The sequence below is a fragment of the Pseudomonas emilianonis genome (genome assembly GCF_023072625.1).
GTDB lineage: Bacteria > Pseudomonadota > Gammaproteobacteria > Pseudomonadales > Pseudomonadaceae > Aquipseudomonas > Aquipseudomonas paraveronii.
This window is the reverse complement of record NZ_JAKNRV010000084.1, coordinates 1-17387: the sequence shown is the minus strand read 5'-3', so window position 1 is coordinate 17387 and position 17387 is coordinate 1. Positions and strand designations below refer to the sequence as shown.

Here is a 17387-nt window from a genome sequence, read left to right as displayed (position 1 = left end):
TTTGCTACCGGGCGGCAACTATGTCGAACCTCGGCGCCTTGGCCAGTGTCTGCACTTAATGCCATTGAATTCGCTCATCGATAAAGGAGTCCCTCGATGCCTCAAGCACCGATTCTTAACCAGCGCAATGTCTCCAGCGCCGAACTGAGCCCGGCCGACAAAAACCAGATCAGCCACCGCGCCCGCGCCATGGCTTTGCTGCGCCAACGCCTGAGCTTGAAATGACCGAGAACACCTCTGCGCAGCCGCTGATCCACGGCGGCGCGCAAACACCCCGTGCGGCCCTGCCCCAATTGCCGCCCCTGGCGCTGTACATCCACATCCCGTGGTGCGTGCGCAAATGCCCTTATTGCGACTTCAACTCCCACACCGCCAGCCCAGTGTTACCGGAAGAAGAGTACGTCGACGCGCTGCTGGCCGACCTCGATCAGGACCTACACGCCGTTTATGGTCGGGAGCTGAGCTCGATCTTCTTCGGTGGCGGCACGCCGAGCCTGTTCAGCGCCGTCGCGCTGGGCCGCCTGCTCAAGGGCGTACAAGCGCGCATCCCGTTTGCCGACGACATCGAGATCACCCTGGAAGCCAACCCGGGGACGTTCGAGCAAGAAAAGTTCGTGGCTTACCGCAAGCTGGGAATCAATCGCCTGTCCATCGGCATCCAGAGCTTCCAGCAGGAAAAACTCGAAGCCCTGGGCCGCATCCACAATGGCGATGAAGCCGTGCGCGCCGCCGGCATGGCGCGCCAGGCCGGGTTCGACAACTTCAACCTGGACTTGATGCACGGTTTGCCCGATCAGTCCCTGGACGACGCTCTGAGCGACCTGCGCCAGGCCATCGCGCTCAATCCGACCCATTTATCGTGGTACCAACTGACCCTGGAGCCCAACACCGTATTCTGGAACCAACCGCCCACGCTGCCGGAAGACGACACCCTGTGGGATATCCAGGAAGCCGGCCAGGCGCTGCTGGCCGAACACGGTTACGCGCAATATGAAGTCTCGGCCTATGCGCAACCGGGCCGTGCGGCGCGACACAACCTCAACTACTGGAGCTTTGGTGACTTCATCGGCATCGGCGCTGGCGCCCATGGCAAGCTCAGCCACCCGGACGGGCGCATCGTCCGTACCTGGAAGACCCGCGCACCGAAGGACTACCTAAACCCGGACAAAAGTTTCCTGGCCGGCGCGAAGGAGCTGACCAACGAAGAGCTACCGTTCGAGTTCCTGATGAACGCCCTGCGCCTCACCGAAGGCGTCGACGCCAGGCTCTACGCCGAACGCACCGGGCTGGCCCCGACGAGCCTCGCGCAAGGCCGCACCGAAGCAGAACAAAGTGGCTTAATGCAGGTCGAACCGTCACGCCTGGCGGCGACCGACCGCGGGCAACTCTTTCTCAATGACCTGCTGCAGAAGTTTTTGAGCTGATCGCTCTTAAGGAAATCGAATGGATTTGGTACTCGACCTGCTCGCCACCGTGTCCCGCTGGAGCCGCAGCAACCTGTCGGAAATCTCCCTGGCCCTCGTCGGCTGCCTGTTGGTGCTGTTCGGCGCCGACATCAAAGGCTGGGTCGAAGCCCGCCTGGGCAGCATCGCCGGCGCCTTGCGCGTGCCGTTGATGGCCCTGCTGTGCATGATCGGCAGCGGCGCGGCGCTGATCTACGCCACCCCGTGGATTGTGCGGGGGTTGAGCCAGTTCAATAACTACAGCCTGGCGCCGGTATTGGTGGTGGTGCTGGTGTTGATCGGCGTCGTCGCAGACCGCCGCTGATCTCAAACCCAGATACAAAACAATGTGGGAGGGGGCTTGCCCCCGATAGCAGAGTATCAGTCAACCACTCTATGGCTGACCCACCGCTATCGGGGCAAGCCCCCTCCCACATTTTTTATCGCATTCCAAGCCAATGACTTGTCAGTCGACTTTCTCGAACTTCAAATCCCACACCCCATGCCCCAACCGCTCGCCGCGACGTTCGAACTTGGTGATCGGGCGTTCGGTCGGGCGTGGCACGCATTTGCCGTCTTCGGCCAGGTTGCGGTAGCCGGGGGCGACGTTCATCACTTCCAGCATGTATTCCGCGTAGGGTTCCCAGTCGGTGGCCATGTGCAGGATGCCGCCGACTTTCAGCTTGCTACGCACCAACTCGGCGAAGGACGCCTGGACGATGCGGCGCTTGTGGTGACGGCTTTTGTGCCATGGGTCCGGGAAAAACAGCATCAGGCGGTCGAGGCTGTTGTCGGCGATGCAGCGGTTGAGCACTTCAATCGCGTCGCAGTCGTAGACCCGCAGGTTGGTCAAACCCTGAGTCAGCACGCCATTGAGCAGCGCGCCGACACCCGGGCGGTGGACTTCCACACCGATGAAATCCTGTTCCGGCGCGGCTGCGGCCATGTCCAGCAGGGAGTGGCCCATGCCGAAGCCGATTTCCAGGGAGCGCGGGGCCGAACGGCCGAACACTTGGTCATAGTCCACCGGCGCGTCGGCCAGGGGCAGGACGAACAGCGGCGTGCCTTGCTCCAGGCCCTTTTGCTGGCCTTCGGTCATGCGACCGGCGCGCATCACAAAACTCTTGATGCGGCGGTGTTTGGACTCGTCGCCCTGTTCCACGGTGTTCGGCGTTTCGTTTGATTCAGTCATCAATGGCTCTTACTTGATCAGACCATCCAGCGGCGAGGAGGCGCTGGCATAGAGTTTCTTCGGCATGCGCCCGGCGAGGTAGGCCAGGCGGCCCGCGACGATGGCGTGTTTCATGGCTTCGGCCATCATGATCGGCTGTTGGGCATTGGCGATGGCCGAATTCATCAGCACCGCTTCGCAGCCCAGTTCCATGGCGATGGTGGCGTCGGAGGCAGTCCCCACGCCGGCATCCACCAGCACCGGGATCTTGGCTTCTTCGAGGATGATCTGCAGGTTGTACGGGTTGCAGATCCCAAGGCCAGTGCCGATCAGCCCGGCCAGCGGCATCACGGCGATGCAGCCGATTTCAGCCAGTTGGCGAGCGATGATCGGGTCATCGCTGGTGTAGACCATCACGTCGAAGCCTTCCTTGACCAGGGTTTCGGCGGCCTTGAGGGTTTCGATCACGTTGGGGAACAGGGTTTTCTGGTCGGCCAGTACTTCCAGCTTCACCAGATTGTGGCCGTCGAGCAGTTCACGGGCCAGGCGGCAGGTGCGCACGGCTTCGATGGCGTCGTAGCAACCAGCGGTGTTCGGCAGGATGGTGTAGCGGTCCGGCGGCAGGATATCCAGCAGGTTCGGTTCGCCCGGGTTCTGGCCGATGTTGGTGCGGCGCACGGCCACGGTCACGATCTCGGCGCCCGAGGCTTCGATGGCCAGGCGGGTTTCTTCCATGTCGCGGTACTTACCGGTGCCGACCAGCAGACGGGACTGGTAGGTACGACCGGCCAGGACGAAGGGCTTGTCGCTACGAACGATGCTCATGGGAAATCCTCGAAATGGGGTGAGGTTCTGCAGAATTCGGGGCCACGTAGGCGTGGCGCGAAGGACTAGCCGCCGCCGATGGCGTGGACCACTTCCACCTGATCACCTTCGGTGAGCGCGGTCTCGGCGTGCTGGCTACGCGGGACGATATCCTGGTTGAGTTCCACTGCGACGCGACGCCCGGTCAGGTCCAGACGGGTCAGCAGGGCCGCGACGGTTTCGCCGTCGGGCAGTTCAAGGGATTCGCCGTTCAACTGAATGCGCATGCCATGGGCCGCCATCGTTTTTAGGGGCAAGCATTCTAGCCCGATTGGCGTAGCTGGCCCAAGACCCTTTGATCAGCGGCGCGCTTCAAGCCGCCAGTTGCAAGCGCCACGCCGCCAGCCCCAGGAGGAACCAACCGAGCAGAAACGCCAGGCCGCCAAACGGCGTGATGATGCCGAGCTTGCTGATGCCGGTCATCGTCAGCACGTACAGGCTGCCGGAGAACAGCAGGATGCCGACGACAAACGACACGCCCGCCCACGTGACCAGGCGTCCGGGCAGGTGCGCGGCGAGCAGCGCCACGCCGAACAGCGCCAGGGTGTGGACCAATTGGTAGGTCACGCCGGTATGGAAGATCGCCAGGTACTCGGCGCTCAGGCGGTTTTTCAGGCCGTGGGCGGCGAACGCACCGAGAGCGACACCGGTGAAGCCGAAAAAGGCAGCCAACATCAGAAAGCCACGCAGCATGAGGAACTCCAGTCAGACTCATTGGGCAGGGTCTGTATAATGGCCCGCTCAACGGGTTCGGCCAAGCCATCTCTATGCTGCGTATCCTCTTCAGTCGTGTTTTCAAAGTCGTGAAATGGTTTGCCATCGGCAGCGTGTTGCTGGTGCTGCTGTTTCGTGTCGTACCGCCGCCGTTCACCGCGCTGATGGTGGAGCGCAAGATCGAGTCCTGGTTTGACGGCGAGCCGATTGACCTGCAGCGCACCTGGGTGCCGTGGGATGAGATTTCCAACGACCTCAAAGTGGCGGTGATGGCGGGTGAAGACCAGCGTTTCCCCGAGCATTGGGGCTTCGATTTTGGCGCGATCCAGGCGGCAATCCTGCACAACGAGCGCGGCGGCTCGATCCGTGGCGCCAGTACGCTGAGCCAGCAGGTGTCGAAGAACCTGTTCCTGTGGGCCGGCCGCAGTTATCTGCGCAAGGGCCTGGAGGCCTGGTTTACCGGGCTGATCGAAGTACTGTGGCCCAAGCAGCGGATTCTTGAGGTATACCTCAACAGCGTGGAATGGGATGAAGGGGTGTTCGGCGCCGAAGCAGCGGCGCGCCATCACTTTGGGGTGAGTGCCAAGGCGCTTTCTCGGCAGCAGGCCAGCTACCTGGCGGCGGTGTTGCCCAATCCGCGGGTGTGGAGCGCCAGCCATCCGACGGCGTATGTGGCGCGGCGGGCGGCGTGGATTCGCCAGCAGATGGGCCAGTTGGGTGGGGATGGCTATTTGGTTGAGTTGAACAATTCGCGCAAGGCACCCTGGTCCGACTAACACAACACAGACAAATGTGGGAGGGGCGGTGCGACGATTCGACTTGCCCCCGATAGCGGTGGATCAGTCACCTTGATGTCGACTGACACTCTGCTATCGGGAGCAAGCCCCCTCCCACACTTTTAAGCAGCGATCGACAGCTTCAGCTTGTTCATCGCGCTTTTCTCAAGCTGACGAATTCGCTCGGCCGACACGTTGTACTTCTGCGCCAAGTCGTGCAGCGTGGCTTTTTCTTCGGCCAGCCAGCGCTGGTAGAGGATGTCACGGCTACGGTCGTCCAGCACTTCCAGCGCTTCGTGCAGGTTGTGGTTGGAGTTGTCGCTCCAATCGGCATCTTCGAGTTGACGCGCCGGGTCGTACCGGTGGTCTTCCAGGTAGTTGGCCGGCGATTGGAAGGCGCTGTCGTCGTCCGCTTCGGCGGCCGGGTCGAAGGCCATGTCATGGCCGGTCAGGCGACTTTCCATCTCGCGCACTTCACGCGGTTCCACACCAAGGCTTTCGGCCACGCGGTGGACTTCCTCGTTGTTCAGCCACGCCAGACGTTTTTTCTGGCTGCGCAGGTTGAAGAACAGCTTGCGCTGGGCCTTGGTGGTCGCGACTTTCACGATGCGCCAGTTGCGCAGGATGAACTCGTGGATTTCCGCCTTGATCCAATGCACGGCGAACGACACCAGGCGCACACCCATTTCCGGGTTGAAGCGCTTCACAGCCTTCATCAGGCCGACGTTGCCTTCCTGGATCAGGTCTGCCTGGGCCAGGCCGTAGCCGCTATAGCTACGGGCGATATGTACGACAAAACGCAGGTGGGCGAGCACCATCTGCCGAGCCGCCCCCAAATCCTGCTCATAGTAGAGACTCTCGGCCAGTTCACGCTCCTGCTCCGGCGTCAGCAATGGAATGCTGTTAACCGTATGCACATAAGCCTCAAGGTTCGCACCCGGGGCCAAGGCATAGACAGGTTGCAAAGAAGTGGTCATACGAAAAAACCTCCGACTCACATAACTCGTGCAGTTCAGCACTGCGAAAATTGACCGGGAACCGTAGGACAAGTTCCCTAAACCACTGATACGGTCAATACAAACGAAACCACATTAATCTGACATTAACTACTTCGGTGCCAGCTCACGTAAATGCCGTGCGACCGCAATCCACGCACCGATATACCCCAACAAGACCGCGCCAAGCAAGAGCGAGAGACCATCTGCGACCGGCACTCCGGCCAGGGCGAAATCACTGCCGTACAAGCCGGCCAGCCCGATGACCGCGTCGTTCAGCCAGTCCAGGCCGAACGCCAATAAGCCCCAGGACAAAATCCCCGCACCGAAGCCATAAAGCGCGCCCATGTACAGAAAAGGACGACGCACATAGCTGTCCGTGCCGCCGACCAGTTTAATCACTTCTATCTCGGTGCGGCGGTTTTCAATATGAAGACGAATGGTATTACCTATCACCAAAAGTAATGCAGACACCAACAATACCGTCAGGCCGAACACAAAGCGGTCACCCAGCTTGAGAATCGCCGCCAGGCGCTCCACCCAGACTAGATCAAGTTGCGCCTGTTGCACCTTGGGCATCTCTGCGAGTTTTTGTCGCAGGGCTTCCAGGGCTGGCTTGTCGACTTCATTGGGCGTCACCAGCACCACGCCCGGCAGTGGGTTCTGCGGCAGCTCTTTGAGCGCCTCACCCAAGCCCGACTGTTGCTGGAATTCCTCAAGGGCCTGATCGCGACTGATGTACTCGGCATCCGCCACGCCCGGCAGGTTCTTGATCTCTTCGCGCAAGGCCTCGCCATCTTTGGCGCTGGCATCCAGGTTCAGGTACAGCGAAATCTGCGCCGCGCGCTGCCAGGAACCGCCAAGGCGCTCCACATTATTAAGCAGCAGTGACAAGCCCATCGGCAGGCTCAAGGCCACTGCCATCACCATGCAGGTGAAAAAGCTGCCGATTGGCTGCTTGCCCAGGCGGCGCAGGCTGTCGAGCAAGCTGGCACGGTGGTTTTCGACCCAGGAGCGCAGCAGCGTGGAGAAGTCCGGGCCATCGTCTTCGTCGTGTTTTTTCTTTTTCGGTTGCGGGTCGGCCGGTTTCGGCGCCACGCGCTCGGAAACCTTGGGGCTGCGTGTCGCACTCATACGCCAGCCTCCCCGTCACCGATCAGGCGACCGCGTTGCAGGGTCAGCATGCGATGGCGCATGCGCGCGATCAGTGCCAGGTCGTGACTGGCGATCAGCACGCTGGTGCCCAGGCGGTTGATGTCTTCGAACACGCCCATGATCTCGGCCGCCAGGCGCGGGTCGAGGTTACCGGTGGGTTCGTCCGCCAGCAGCAAGGCCGGGCGGTGGACGATGGCGCGGGCAATGCCGACGCGCTGTTGCTGGCCGGTGGACAGGTCGCCGGGATAGAGGTCGGTCTTGTCCGACAGCGCCACGCGCTCCAGGGCCGAGTCCACACGTTTGATGATTTCGGCCTTGGACAGCCCAAGGATCTGCAACGGCAGCGCGATGTTATTGAACACCGTGCGATCGAACAGCAACTGGTGGTTCTGGAACACCACGCCGATCTGGCGGCGCAGGAACGGAATCTGCGAATTGCTGATGGTGGCCAGGTCCTGGCCCGCCAGCAGGAGTTTGCCGGTGGTCGGGCGTTCCATGGCCAGCAGCAGGCGCAACAGGGTACTTTTACCGGCGCCCGAATGGCCGGTGACAAACAAGAATTCGCCGCGACGTACTCGAAAGCTCAGCTCATGCAAGCCGACATGCCCGTTGGCATAGCGTTTACCGACCTGTTCGAATCGAATCATGAACGCTCCCGCTCGGCAAACAGTGCCTGGACAAAGGGTTCGGCTTCAAAGGTGCGCAGGTCGTCGATACCTTCACCAACGCCGATGTAACGAATCGGCAACCCGAACTGTTTGGCCAAGGCAAAGATCACGCCGCCCTTGGCCGTGCCGTCGAGCTTAGTCAATGCCAGGCCGGTCAATTGCACCGTCTGGTGGAATTGTTTGGCCTGGCTGATGGCGTTCTGGCCCGTACCGGCGTCGAGCACCAGCAAGACTTCGTGCGGGGCTTCGGCGTCGAGCTTGCCGATCACGCGGCGCACTTTCTTCAGCTCCTCCATCAGATTGTCTTTGGTGTGCAGGCGACCGGCGGTATCGGCGATCAGCACGTCAATGTTACGGGCCTTGGCGGCTTGCACGGCATCGAAGATCACCGAGGCGGAATCGGCGCCGGTGTGCTGGGCGATCACCGGGATCTTGTTGCGTTCGCCCCAGACTTGCAGCTGTTCGACGGCAGCGGCACGGAAGGTATCGCCGGCGGCGAGCATGACTTTCTTGCCCTCCAACTGCAGCTTCTTGGCCAGTTTGCCGATGGTGGTGGTCTTGCCGGCGCCGTTGACGCCCACCACGAGGATCACGAACGGCGTCTTCGGGGTGATCACCAGCGGCGCTTCCACCGGTTTGAGCATCGCGGCCAGCTCGGCCTGCAGGGATTTGTACAGCGCATCGGCGTCGGTCAACTGCTTGCGCGCGACCTTCTGGGTCAGGCTCTGGATGATCACGGCAGTGGCTTCGACGCCCACGTCGGCGGTCAGCAGGCGAGTCTCGATGTCTTCCAGCAGTTCGTCATCGATGGTCTTCTTGCCCAGGAACAGGCTGGCCATGCCTTCGCCGATGGTCGCGCTAGTTTTGCTCAGGCCTTGCTTGAGGCGGGCGAAGAACCCGGTTTTGCTGGTTTCGGCAGCAGCAACGGGCGCCGGCTCGGCAGGCGGCTCGATCACGGCAGGCGCGAAGACCACAACAGGCGCGGGAGTCGGCTCGACCACCACCGGTTCAACCAGCGGAATCGGCGGCGTCACATGCTCGGTCTGCACATCGTCGACCAGTGCCACGGGCTCTTCGGCCACCGGCAGTTCCAGCCACGGCTTGTGCTCGGGCTCGGCTTGCACCACCGGCTGCAATACCGGTTCAGCCATCGGCAACACCACCGGCGCCGGCGGTGCGGCGTCTACGACGGGTTCAGGGATCGGCTCAGATTGAACCTGCGGCTGTTCGACGACGGTTTCCTGCGGCTTTTTGCGCAGCCATCCGAACAGGCCTTTTTTCTCGCCAGCCGCAGCTGGGCTCTTCTTGTCGTCGTTGGAACCAAACATGGAGGACGGCTATCTCAAGGTAGCGACGCGCCAAGGGCGCCTCGGTAAATAAAAATTCAATGAAGAACAGACTGCTTTAACGCTCGCTCGTTCATGCGCAACATTTTGTGAGGCGTAAATAAGCGCCTCAACAAATCGATTCAATATGAAACTGAAGCGATAAAATCGGCGAAAAGCTGAAGATTATCGGGGAAAATCACCCTCTTTTTCAACATTCCTACGACTGGGACCGGAACAAGATGACGACCGCAGTGGCCGTCCCCAAATCGGATCAGTATCCTAGCACCTCCTCGCCCGCCGACGCTAAGACCAAGCGGGCAGCCCAACAGGTTTAAAAACGAATGAATGCTCTAGCCCGCCGCGCCGCAGGCCTGCTGCTCAGCACAGTTTGTCTGCCCCTCTCAGCCTTGGCTGCCGACCCACAACCCACCCATGAATTCACCCTGGATAACGGCCTCAAAGTGGTCGTGCGCGAAGATCATCGCGCGCCGGTGGTGGTTTCCCAGGTCTGGTACAAAGTCGGCTCGAGCTACGAAACCCCGGGCCAGACCGGTTTGTCCCACGCCCTGGAACACATGATGTTCAAGGGCAGCGCCAAGGTCGGCCCCGGCGAAGCCTCGCTGATCCTGCGCGACCTGGGCGCCGAAGAAAACGCCTTCACCAGCGACGACTACACCGCCTATTACCAGGTGCTGGCGCGTGACCGCCTGGGCGTCGCCTTCGAACTCGAAGCCGACCGCATGGCCAGCCTGCGCCTGCCGGCCGACGAGTTCAGCCGCGAGATCGAGGTAATCAAGGAAGAACGCCGCCTGCGCACCGACGACAACCCGATGTCCAAGGCCTTCGAGCGCTTCAAGGCCATGGCCTTCCCGGCCAGCGGCTATCACACGCCGACCATCGGCTGGATGGCCGACCTGGAACGCATGAAGGTCGAAGAGCTGCGCCACTGGTACCAGTCCTGGTATGTGCCGAACAACGCCACCCTGGTAGTAGTGGGCGACGTGACCCCGGACGAGGTGAAGAACCTGGCCCAGCGCTACTTCGGCCCAATCCCCAAGCGTGATGTACCGCCGGCCAAGATCCCGCTGGAACTGGCCGAGCCCGGCGAGCGCTTGCTGACCCTGCATGTGCAAACCCAACTGCCGAGCGTGATCCTGGGCTTCAACGTGCCCGGCCTGGCCACCGCGACAGACAAACGCTCGGTACAAGCCCTGCGCCTGATCTCGGCCCTGCTCGATGGCGGCTACAGCGCACGTATTTCGGAACAGTTGGAACGGGGTGAAGAGCTGGTATCCGCCGCCTCCACCCACTACGACGCCTACACCCGCGGTGACAGCCTGTTCACCCTGAGCGCCACCCCCAACCAACAGAAGAAAAAGACCATCGCCCAAGCCGAAGCCGGCCTGTGGCGCCTGCTGGAAGAACTCAAAGGCAAGCCGCCGACCGCCGAAGAGCTGGAGCGTATCCGCGCTCAGGTCATCGCCGGCTTGGTCTACCAGCGTGACTCCATTACCAGCCAGGCCACCGCCATAGGCTCCCTGGAAACCGTCGGCCTGTCCTGGAAACTGATGGACACCGAACTGGCCGACCTGCAAAGCGTGACCCCGGACGATATCCAGAAGGCCGCACGTACTTACTTCACCCGCGAACGTCTCAGCGTCGCCCATGTCCTGCCTGAGGAGACCGCTCATGAGTGATCGCAAAAGCAGCCTGATCCTGCCCGGCCTGATCGCCGTCACCTTGATCGCAGCGAGCGCCGTGTATTTCCTGCGCCCAAGCGAATCCGTCGCCAGCCCGGCCCTGGAAAAAGCCCAGTCGGCCAACACGCTGCAATCCCTGGCGGAGCTGGACGGCAAGGCGCCGACCAACCGCAAGCTCGACGTGCAAACCTGGAACACCGCCGAAGGCGCCAAGGTGCTGTTCGTCGAAGCCCACGAATTGCCGATGTTCGACATGCGCATCCTGTTCGCCGCCGGCAGCAGCCAGGACGGCGACGTCCCGGGCGTGGCGCTGATGACCAACGCCATGCTCAACGAAGGCGTGCCAGGCAAGAATGTGAGCCAGATCGCCAGCGGCTTTGAAGGCCTCGGCGCGGACTTTGGCAATGGCGCTTTTCGCGACATGGCGCTGGTATCCCTGCGCAGCCTGAGCGACAGCGACAAGCGCGACGCCGCCCTGGCGCTGTTTGACCAGGTGATCGGCAAACCGACCTTCCCCGCCGACTCCCTGGCGCGCATCAAGAACCAGATCCTCGCCGGCTTTGAGTACCAGAAGCAGAACCCCGGCAAACTGGCGAGCCTGGAGCTGTTCAAGCGCCTGTACGGCGACCACCCGTATGCTCACCCGAGCGAAGGCACGGCCGAGAGCGTCCCGAAGATCACCCAGGCGCAGTTGCAGGCATTCCACGCCAAGGCATACGCCGCGGGTAACGCGGTGATTGCCGTGGTGGGTGACCTGACCCGCGCCGAGGCCGAAGCCATGACCGCCAAGGTCTCTGCATCACTGCCCAAAGGCCCGGCGCTGGCGAAGATCGCCCAGCCGACCGAGCCCAAGGCCGGCTTGAGCCATATCGAGTTCCCGTCCAAGCAGACTCACCTGCTGTTCGCCCAACTCGGCATCGATCGCGCCGACCCGGACTACGCCGCCCTGTCCCTGGGCAACCAGATCCTCGGCGGCGGTGGCTTCGGCACCCGCTTGATGAGTGAAGTCCGCGAGAAGCGCGGCCTGACCTACGGCGTCTACTCCGGCTTCTCACCGATGCAGGTGCGCGGCCCGTTCATGATCAACCTGCAGACCCGCGCGGAAATGAGCGGCGGCACCCTGCGCCTGGTGGAAGAGGTGCTGGCTGACTATCTCAAGACCGGCCCGACACAAAAGGAGCTGGATGACGCCAAGCGCGAGCTGAGCGGCAGCTTCCCGCTGTCCACCGCAAGCAACGCCGATATCGTCGGCCAACTGGGCGCCATGGGTTTCTACAACCTGCCGCTGAGCTATCTGGAAGATTTCATGAAACAATCCCAGGCCCTGACCGTAGAACAGGTCAAAGCGGCTTTGAATAAACACCTGAGCGCCGACAAGATGGTCATCGTGACCGCCGGCCCGACGACTGCGCAAAAGCCACTACCGCCCCCCACTGATAAACCTGCCGAGCAGCCGCTCGGGGTTCCGGAGCATTAATGGCCAGTTCATCTCGCCCGAAAAAACCTGTCCACAACGTGCATAACGGTGTGGGCCAACTGCGCATCATTGGCGGTGAATGGGGCAGCCGCAAGCTCAGCTTCCCCGACGTCGTGGGCCTGCGCCCAACGCCGGATCGCGTGCGCGAAACCCTGTTCAACTGGCTCGCGCCGTACATCGCCGGGGCCAAGGTACTCGACCCGTTTGCCGGCAGCGGCGCGCTGTTCCTGGAGGCCTTGTCCCGTGGCGCGGCCCAGGCACAGGCGCTGGATGCCAGCAATGTGGCGGTGTCCAGCCTCAAGGAACACCTGGGCACCCTGCGCTGCACCAACGGCCAGGTCCAGACCGCCGACGCGCTGCGCTACCTGGAAACCCAGGCCGCCAGCGAATACGACGTGGTGTTCCTCGACCCGCCGTTCAACCAGAACCTGCTGCCGACCGTGTGCGCGTTGCTCGAAGAGCGCCAATGGCTGGCGCCGGACGCGTGGATCTACACCGAAAGCGAGAGCGCGCCGTCCAGCCTGGGCCTGCCCGGGAGCTGGCGCCTGCACCGGGAACAGAAATCCGGGCGGGTGTATTACGCGCTGTGGCAGCGCTCGGTACAGCCCGCGGTCTAAACCTGTGGCGAGCGGGCTTGCTCGCGCCGGGCTGAAATAGTGTTCTGACTGAATAAATGCGGCGTTCTTCATGGGGCTGCTGCGCAGCCCAACGCGAGCAAGCTCGCTCGCCACAGTGAGTCCGCGTGCCCCAGAGAGTGTCATGATTCCCTCTTCAGACCTGTTCAAACCCGCCTTTGGCCTCGGCAATCCGCACCTGCAAACGCTGTGGGGCCCGCTGTGGCGCCCCACGACGCACCTTGAGCGCCCACGCGAACGCCTATGGCTGGACGACGGCGACTTTCTCGACCTCGACTGGCATGGCCCCCATGACGCACTTGCGCCGCTGGTACTGGTGCTGCATGGGCTGACCGGCTCGTCCAATTCGCCTTACGTGGCCGGCCTGCAAAAAGTCCTCGCCGCCCAAGGTTGGGCCAGTGCGGCCTTGAACTGGCGCGGTTGCTCGGGGGAGCCAAACCTGTTGGCGCGCAGCTACCACTCGGGCGCCAGCGAAGATTTGGCGGCAGCGATTGCGCATCTGCGCGCCAAGCGGCCGTTGGCGCCGTTGTATGCGGTGGGTTATTCCCTCGGCGGCAATGTGCTGCTCAAGCATTTGGGCGAAACCGGCGCGAATTCGGGGCTGCAAGGTGCGGCGGCGGTGTCGGTGCCGTTTCGCCTGGATCAGTGCGCCGATCGCATCGGCCTGGGCTTTTCGCGGGTGTATCAGAAGCACTTCATGCGCGAGATGGTCGCGTATATCCGCGTCAAACAAAGCCGCTTTTTACAGGATGGTCGTGCTGAGGGCCTTAAAGCCCTGGAGTCACTCGGGTCGTTGGAGAAGATGCGCACGTTCTGGGACTTCGACGGCCGGGTCACCGCGCCGCTGCATGGTTTCCTTAGCGCCGAAGACTATTACCGCCGCGCGTCGAGCCGTTATTACCTGGGCGATATCCGCACGCCGACCCTGATCATCCACGCGGCCGATGACCCGTTTGTGTTCACCCATAGCCTGCCCGAAGCCAGCGAATTGTCGGATTGCACCGAGTTCGAATTGCTGGCCAAGGGTGGGCATGTGGGGTTTGTCGACGGCTCCCTGAAGCGGCCCGGTTACTACCTGGAGCGGCGGATTCCGCAATGGTTGCTGACACAACCCCGTTAAACCATGTGGGTTTACACGCTGGACAACTTAGTCGCCGGTCGCAATTTCCCGCGCAGGGTCGGTAATCCACTCGCTCCACGACCCCGCATACAACTTGCCCAACGGGTAACCCGCCAGGCTCAGGGCGAACAGGTTATGGCACGCCGTCACGCCCGAACCGCAATACGCAACCAATTCATCCGGCGAACGGCCTTGCAACTGGGCGGCGAAGCGCTGCTTGAGCTGCTCGGCCGGCAGGAAACGCCCGTCGCTGCCGAGGTTCTCGGTGAACGCCGCACATTGCGCACCGGGAATGTGCCCGGCAATCGGATCGATAGGCTCGACATCGCCGCGAAAGCGCGGCTGAGCGCGCGCGTCGATCAGGGTCAGGCCCGGTTTGCCCAGGCGTTTTTGCAACTGCTCGGCATCCAGCAGCAGGCGATTGTCCGGCGCGCCGACCAAGGTGCCGCGCTCGATCACCGGCGCATCCAGGCTTAACGGGAAACCGGCTGAATGCCAGGCCTTCAAGCCACCGTCCAGGATAAACACGCCGTCGCGCTTGCCCAGCCAGGCCAGCAACCACCAAGCGCGGGCAGCAAAGGCACCGGGGCCGTCGTCGTAGAGCACCACATCGGTATCGGCGTTCACGCCCCAGACACGCAGTTGCTCGGCCAACGCCTGCGCCTGCGGCAACGGGTGACGCCCGGTCACACCCTTGGTCACCGGCCCGCTGAGATGACGCTCCAGGTCGGCATATTGCGCGCCCTCGATATGCCCTTCGGCATAGCTGCACAGGCCGTAGTCCGGATCTTCCAGGGCAAAGCGGCAGTCAAGTAGCACCAGAGCGCCGCGCTGTTGGCGCTCGGCCAGTTGCTGGGGGCTGATCAGTTGGGCAAGCGGCATGACGGACTCCTGTGAACAGATTCGGGAAAGGTCCTACTTCACTTCTTCCAGTGCCTGGTTCAACGGCACGTAAAACTCTTTGAACAGTGCATCCACCTCTTTTTTTGCCTGCGGCGTGACAAACCCCGCCTCCAGCACCAGCACCTGATACACCCCGCGCTTGATCGCTTCGGCGCTCAAATGCGTGGATTTTTCATTGGTGGTACACAAAAACCGCACCCAGGAGGTGAGGATGATCCAGGCATTGAGAGTCAGCGCCTCGGTTTGCACCGGGTCCATAGTGAGAATGCCGGCATCGACAAAGCCTTGGTAGATGGCGCCACCCTGAATCAGGCAACGCTGGGAAAACCGCCGGTAGCCGGTGGACAATTCCGGGTCGCTCTCCAGCAGGTGTTCGAGGTCACGGTGCAGGAAACGGTAGCGCCACATGCCGGCCAGAACCGCCTGCAGGTAGAAGCGCTTGTCATCCACCACCATGGCGCGACCTTGGGGCGGGCGCAGGAAACTGTCGACCAAGGCTTCGTATTCGCGAAACAGCACGGCGATGATCGCCTGCTTGTTGGGGAAGTGGTAGTACAGGTTGCCCGGCGAAATTTCCATATGGGCGGCGATATGGTTGGTACTCACACTGCGCTCGCCCTGCTGGTTAAAAAGCTCCAGGCTGGTTTGCACAATGCGCTCGCTGGTCTTTACTCGTGGTGCCATAGGGGATCAGCTTCTGTACACGTGATCTACCATCTTACGGCCTAACCTTGTCGGGATAAATCCAGTTGTTGCTGCAATGTTATTTGACAATTTAGAGCAATGACTCTAAAAATTCAGGCAGACCAATAACAATCTGGAATTGCACCATGTCTGCCAACGTTGCCTACCTGCAAAATTCCCAGACACTGGATCAACTCCAGAGCCTGTTCGACGCCCAACGCCGCGCCTATGCCGCCAACCCGATGCCGCCGGCCGCGCAGCGCCAACAATGGCTCAAGGCCTTGCGCGAAGTGCTCAGCGACGAACGCCAGGCGCTGATCAACGCGATCAGCCAGGACTTCAGCCACCGCAGCGCCGACGAAACCCTGTTCGCCGAACTGATGCCCAGCCTGCATGGCATTCACTATGCGAGCAAACACCTCAAGGGCTGGATGAAACCTTCCCGCCGCGCTGTAGGCATTGCCTTCCAGCCAGCCTCGGCCAAAGTCATCTATCAACCGCTGGGCGTGGTCGGGGTGATCGTGCCCTGGAACTATCCACTGTACCTGGCCATCGGGCCGCTGGTGGGCGCGTTGGCCGCCGGCAATCGGGTGATGCTCAAGCTCAGCGAGTCGACCCCGGCCACCGGCGAACTGCTCAAGACCCTGCTGGCGAAGGTTTTCCCTGAAGACCTGGTGTGCGTGGTGCTGGGCGAGGCCGAAGTCGGTATCGCGTTTTCCAGCCTACGCTTCGACCACCTGCTGTTCACCGGCGCCACCAGCGTCGGTAAACATGTGATGCGCGCGGCCGCCGAGCATCTGACTCCGGTCACCCTGGAGCTCGGCGGCAAATCGCCAGCTATCGTTTCCGCCGATGTGCCCCTCAAGGACGCCGCCGAACGCATCGCCTTCGGCAAAGCCCTGAACGCCGGGCAAACCTGTGTGGCGCCGGACTACGTGCTGGTGCCGGAGGATCGCGTCGAGGGTTTCGTCGAGGCCTACAGCAAAGCGCTTCGCGGGTTTTACCCGACGCTGGCCGACAACCCGGACTACACCGCCATCATCAACGAGCGGCAACTGGCCCGACTGAATGCCTACGTGAAAGACGCCACCGACAAGGGCGCCACCCTGATCCCCCTGTACGACCAGGGCCAGGCACGCCGCATGGCCCACAGCCTGCTGTTGAATGTCAGCGACGAAATGACGGTGATGCAGGACGAAATCTTCGGCCCGGTGCTACCGATCGTGCCTTATCGCGGCATCGATCAAGCATTTGCCTACATCAACCAGCGGCCTCGCCCACTGGCCCTGTACTACTTCGGCTACAACAAGCGCGAACAGAACCGCGTGCTCCACGAAACCCACTCCGGCGGCGTATGCCTGAACGACACCCTGCTGCACGTGGCCCAGGACGACATGCCCTTCGGCGGCATCGGCCCTTCGGGCATGGGCCACTACCACGGACATGAAGGGTTCCTCACGTTCAGCAAGGCCAAGGGCGTACTGGTCAAGCAACGCCTGAACGCCGCGAAGTTGATCTACCCGCCCTACGGCAAATCGATCCAGAAGTTGATCCAGAAGCTGTTTATCCGCTGATACCGCCACCCTCGGGATAACGATAACAATGAACCCAAGCCTGACTGATTCACCTGCGCTGAGCGTCGACGATCGGCTCCACGGCCACACCGGTCACCTTGCCATCCACCACTTCCAGCTCGTTGGCGAACACATAGTCGATACCCAGCTTGGCCTGCAATTGCTTGGCGAAGTAGGTGAA

Annotated in this window: 18 protein-coding genes and 2 pseudogenes; 9 read left to right on the top strand and 11 right to left on the bottom strand. The window is 61.9% G+C overall.

Going from position 1 to position 17387, the window contains the following annotated elements; translation table 11 throughout:
* Window positions 1-120: 120 nt before the first annotated feature.
* From L9Z73_RS11555 to L9Z73_RS11545, 3 genes and pseudogenes are all read left to right on the top strand, one after another.
* Window positions 121-225 (top strand): annotated as a pseudogene (locus L9Z73_RS11555) (non-canonical purine NTP pyrophosphatase); the annotation flags it as partial.
* Entirely contained in the window at window positions 222-1424 is a 1203-nt protein-coding gene (hemW, locus tag L9Z73_RS11550; RefSeq protein WP_247400357.1) for a radical SAM family heme chaperone HemW, read from the top strand. The pseudogene L9Z73_RS11555 and the gene hemW, both read left to right, overlap by 4 nt.
* Window positions 1425-1443: 19 nt before the next feature.
* Complete coding sequence (locus tag L9Z73_RS11545; protein WP_003176691.1) at window positions 1444-1767, top strand: DUF3392 domain-containing protein; 324 nt, start codon at window positions 1444-1446, stop codon at window positions 1765-1767.
* Window positions 1768-1908: 141 nt separating this feature from the next.
* On the opposite strand, the gene trmB is transcribed toward L9Z73_RS11545, so the two are convergent.
* The 4 genes from trmB to L9Z73_RS11525 all read right to left on the bottom strand — a co-directional run bounded on the left by trmB (window position 1909) and on the right by L9Z73_RS11525 (window position 4170).
* Window positions 1909-2634: a tRNA (guanosine(46)-N7)-methyltransferase TrmB gene (gene trmB / locus L9Z73_RS11540; RefSeq protein ID WP_247400347.1), complete on the bottom strand. Its 726-nt coding sequence runs from the start codon at window positions 2632-2634 to the stop codon at window positions 1909-1911.
* A 9-nt stretch (window positions 2635-2643) separates the two neighbouring features.
* The gene (locus L9Z73_RS11535; RefSeq protein WP_017845016.1) at window positions 2644-3438 is read right to left on the bottom strand and encodes a thiazole synthase; all 795 of its coding nucleotides are present in this window, start codon (window positions 3436-3438) and stop codon (window positions 2644-2646) included.
* Between the two features lie 65 nt (window positions 3439-3503).
* Window positions 3504-3704, bottom strand: coding sequence for a sulfur carrier protein ThiS (thiS, locus tag L9Z73_RS11530; protein WP_247400313.1), 201 nt, complete (start codon window positions 3702-3704; stop codon window positions 3504-3506).
* Window positions 3705-3789: 85 nt separating this feature from the next.
* Window positions 3790-4170 (bottom strand): DUF423 domain-containing protein, encoded by a 381-nt coding sequence (locus L9Z73_RS11525; RefSeq protein ID WP_247400304.1) that lies wholly within the window; start codon window positions 4168-4170, stop codon window positions 3790-3792.
* Between the two features lie 74 nt (window positions 4171-4244).
* Here L9Z73_RS11525 and mtgA point away from each other — a divergent pair, with 74 nt between their 5' ends.
* Complete coding sequence (mtgA, locus tag L9Z73_RS11520; RefSeq protein WP_247400302.1) at window positions 4245-4967, top strand: monofunctional biosynthetic peptidoglycan transglycosylase; 723 nt, start codon at window positions 4245-4247, stop codon at window positions 4965-4967.
* A gap of 122 nt (window positions 4968-5089) precedes the next feature.
* Here the strand turns inward: mtgA and rpoH are convergent, their stop codons facing one another.
* The 4 genes from rpoH to ftsY form a co-directional block, all read right to left on the bottom strand.
* On the bottom strand, window positions 5090-5944 hold the full coding sequence (gene rpoH, locus L9Z73_RS11515; RefSeq protein WP_169376087.1) for an RNA polymerase sigma factor RpoH: 855 nt from the start codon (window positions 5942-5944) through the stop codon (window positions 5090-5092).
* 129 nt (window positions 5945-6073) lie between these two features.
* On the bottom strand, window positions 6074-7096 hold the full coding sequence (gene ftsX / locus L9Z73_RS11510) for a permease-like cell division protein FtsX (protein ID WP_247400284.1): 1023 nt from the start codon (window positions 7094-7096) through the stop codon (window positions 6074-6076).
* A complete protein-coding gene (ftsE, locus tag L9Z73_RS11505; protein WP_247400282.1) occupies window positions 7093-7764 on the bottom strand; it encodes a cell division ATP-binding protein FtsE in 672 nt (223 codons plus the stop codon). Before ftsE ends, ftsX begins: the two co-directional genes overlap by 4 nt.
* Window positions 7761-9113, bottom strand: coding sequence for a signal recognition particle-docking protein FtsY (gene ftsY, locus L9Z73_RS11500; protein WP_247400280.1), 1353 nt, complete (start codon window positions 9111-9113; stop codon window positions 7761-7763). The genes ftsE and ftsY overlap by 4 nt, the downstream gene beginning before the upstream one ends.
* A 341-nt stretch (window positions 9114-9454) precedes the next feature.
* Between ftsY and L9Z73_RS11495 the strand changes: the two genes are divergently transcribed.
* The 4 genes from L9Z73_RS11495 to L9Z73_RS11480 all read left to right on the top strand — a co-directional run bounded on the left by L9Z73_RS11495 (window position 9455) and on the right by L9Z73_RS11480 (window position 14045).
* Window positions 9455-10810: a M16 family metallopeptidase gene (locus L9Z73_RS11495; RefSeq protein WP_247400278.1), complete on the top strand. Its 1356-nt coding sequence runs from the start codon at window positions 9455-9457 to the stop codon at window positions 10808-10810.
* Window positions 10803-12290 carry a M16 family metallopeptidase gene (locus L9Z73_RS11490; protein ID WP_247400275.1) on the top strand — a complete coding sequence of 496 codons (1488 nt, stop codon included), beginning with the start codon at window positions 10803-10805 and terminating at the stop codon, window positions 12288-12290. The genes L9Z73_RS11495 and L9Z73_RS11490 overlap by 8 nt, the downstream gene beginning before the upstream one ends.
* Window positions 12290-12907, top strand: coding sequence for a 16S rRNA (guanine(966)-N(2))-methyltransferase RsmD (rsmD, locus tag L9Z73_RS11485; RefSeq protein ID WP_247400266.1), 618 nt, complete (start codon window positions 12290-12292; stop codon window positions 12905-12907). Before L9Z73_RS11490 ends, rsmD begins: the two co-directional genes overlap by 1 nt.
* A gap of 142 nt (window positions 12908-13049) precedes the next feature.
* On the top strand, window positions 13050-14045 hold the full coding sequence (locus L9Z73_RS11480) for a hydrolase (protein ID WP_247400264.1): 996 nt from the start codon (window positions 13050-13052) through the stop codon (window positions 14043-14045).
* Window positions 14046-14072: 27 nt separating this feature from the next.
* On the opposite strand, the gene L9Z73_RS11475 is transcribed toward L9Z73_RS11480, so the two are convergent.
* Window positions 14073-14927: a sulfurtransferase gene (locus tag L9Z73_RS11475; protein WP_247400262.1), complete on the bottom strand. Its 855-nt coding sequence runs from the start codon at window positions 14925-14927 to the stop codon at window positions 14073-14075.
* A gap of 33 nt (window positions 14928-14960) precedes the next feature.
* Window positions 14961-15632, bottom strand: coding sequence for a TetR/AcrR family transcriptional regulator (locus L9Z73_RS11470; RefSeq protein WP_247400260.1), 672 nt, complete (start codon window positions 15630-15632; stop codon window positions 14961-14963).
* Window positions 15633-15778: 146 nt separating this feature from the next.
* Between L9Z73_RS11470 and L9Z73_RS11465 the strand changes: the two genes are divergently transcribed.
* Complete coding sequence (locus L9Z73_RS11465; protein WP_247400258.1) at window positions 15779-17206, top strand: coniferyl aldehyde dehydrogenase; 1428 nt, start codon at window positions 15779-15781, stop codon at window positions 17204-17206.
* A 52-nt stretch (window positions 17207-17258) separates the two neighbouring features.
* On the opposite strand, the pseudogene L9Z73_RS11460 reads toward L9Z73_RS11465, so the two are convergent.
* Window positions 17259-17387, bottom strand: a pseudogene (locus L9Z73_RS11460) (phosphoserine phosphatase SerB); the annotation flags it as partial.

Excerpts from the sequence above, each read along its gene's own strand:
- ftsX (WP_247400284.1), bottom strand. The coding sequence starts at position 7,096 with ATGAGTGCGACACGCAGCCCCAAGGTTTCCGAGCGCGTGGCGCCGAAA.
- trmB (WP_247400347.1), bottom strand. The coding sequence starts at position 2,634 with ATGACTGAATCAAACGAAACGCCGAACACCGTGGAACAGGGCGACGAG.
- L9Z73_RS11465 (WP_247400258.1), top strand. The coding sequence starts at position 15,779 with ATGTCTGCCAACGTTGCCTACCTGCAAAATTCCCAGACACTGGATCAA.
- L9Z73_RS11490 (WP_247400275.1), top strand. The coding sequence starts at position 10,803 with ATGAGTGATCGCAAAAGCAGCCTGATCCTGCCCGGCCTGATCGCCGTC.
- L9Z73_RS11495 (WP_247400278.1), top strand. The coding sequence starts at position 9,455 with ATGAATGCTCTAGCCCGCCGCGCCGCAGGCCTGCTGCTCAGCACAGTT.
- L9Z73_RS11480 (WP_247400264.1), top strand. The coding sequence starts at position 13,050 with ATGATTCCCTCTTCAGACCTGTTCAAACCCGCCTTTGGCCTCGGCAAT.
- ftsY (WP_247400280.1), bottom strand. The coding sequence starts at position 9,113 with ATGTTTGGTTCCAACGACGACAAGAAGAGCCCAGCTGCGGCTGGCGAG.
- L9Z73_RS11545 (WP_003176691.1), top strand. The coding sequence starts at position 1,444 with ATGGATTTGGTACTCGACCTGCTCGCCACCGTGTCCCGCTGGAGCCGC.
- L9Z73_RS11470 (WP_247400260.1), bottom strand. The coding sequence starts at position 15,632 with ATGGCACCACGAGTAAAGACCAGCGAGCGCATTGTGCAAACCAGCCTG.
- L9Z73_RS11475 (WP_247400262.1), bottom strand. The coding sequence starts at position 14,927 with ATGCCGCTTGCCCAACTGATCAGCCCCCAGCAACTGGCCGAGCGCCAA.
- thiS (WP_247400313.1), bottom strand. The coding sequence starts at position 3,704 with ATGCGCATTCAGTTGAACGGCGAATCCCTTGAACTGCCCGACGGCGAA.
- rsmD (WP_247400266.1), top strand. The coding sequence starts at position 12,290 with ATGGCCAGTTCATCTCGCCCGAAAAAACCTGTCCACAACGTGCATAAC.
- L9Z73_RS11535 (WP_017845016.1), bottom strand. The coding sequence starts at position 3,438 with ATGAGCATCGTTCGTAGCGACAAGCCCTTCGTCCTGGCCGGTCGTACC.
- rpoH (WP_169376087.1), bottom strand. The coding sequence starts at position 5,944 with ATGACCACTTCTTTGCAACCTGTCTATGCCTTGGCCCCGGGTGCGAAC.
- ftsE (WP_247400282.1), bottom strand. The coding sequence starts at position 7,764 with ATGATTCGATTCGAACAGGTCGGTAAACGCTATGCCAACGGGCATGTC.
- L9Z73_RS11525 (WP_247400304.1), bottom strand. The coding sequence starts at position 4,170 with ATGCTGCGTGGCTTTCTGATGTTGGCTGCCTTTTTCGGCTTCACCGGT.
- hemW (WP_247400357.1), top strand. The coding sequence starts at position 222 with ATGACCGAGAACACCTCTGCGCAGCCGCTGATCCACGGCGGCGCGCAA.
- mtgA (WP_247400302.1), top strand. The coding sequence starts at position 4,245 with ATGCTGCGTATCCTCTTCAGTCGTGTTTTCAAAGTCGTGAAATGGTTT.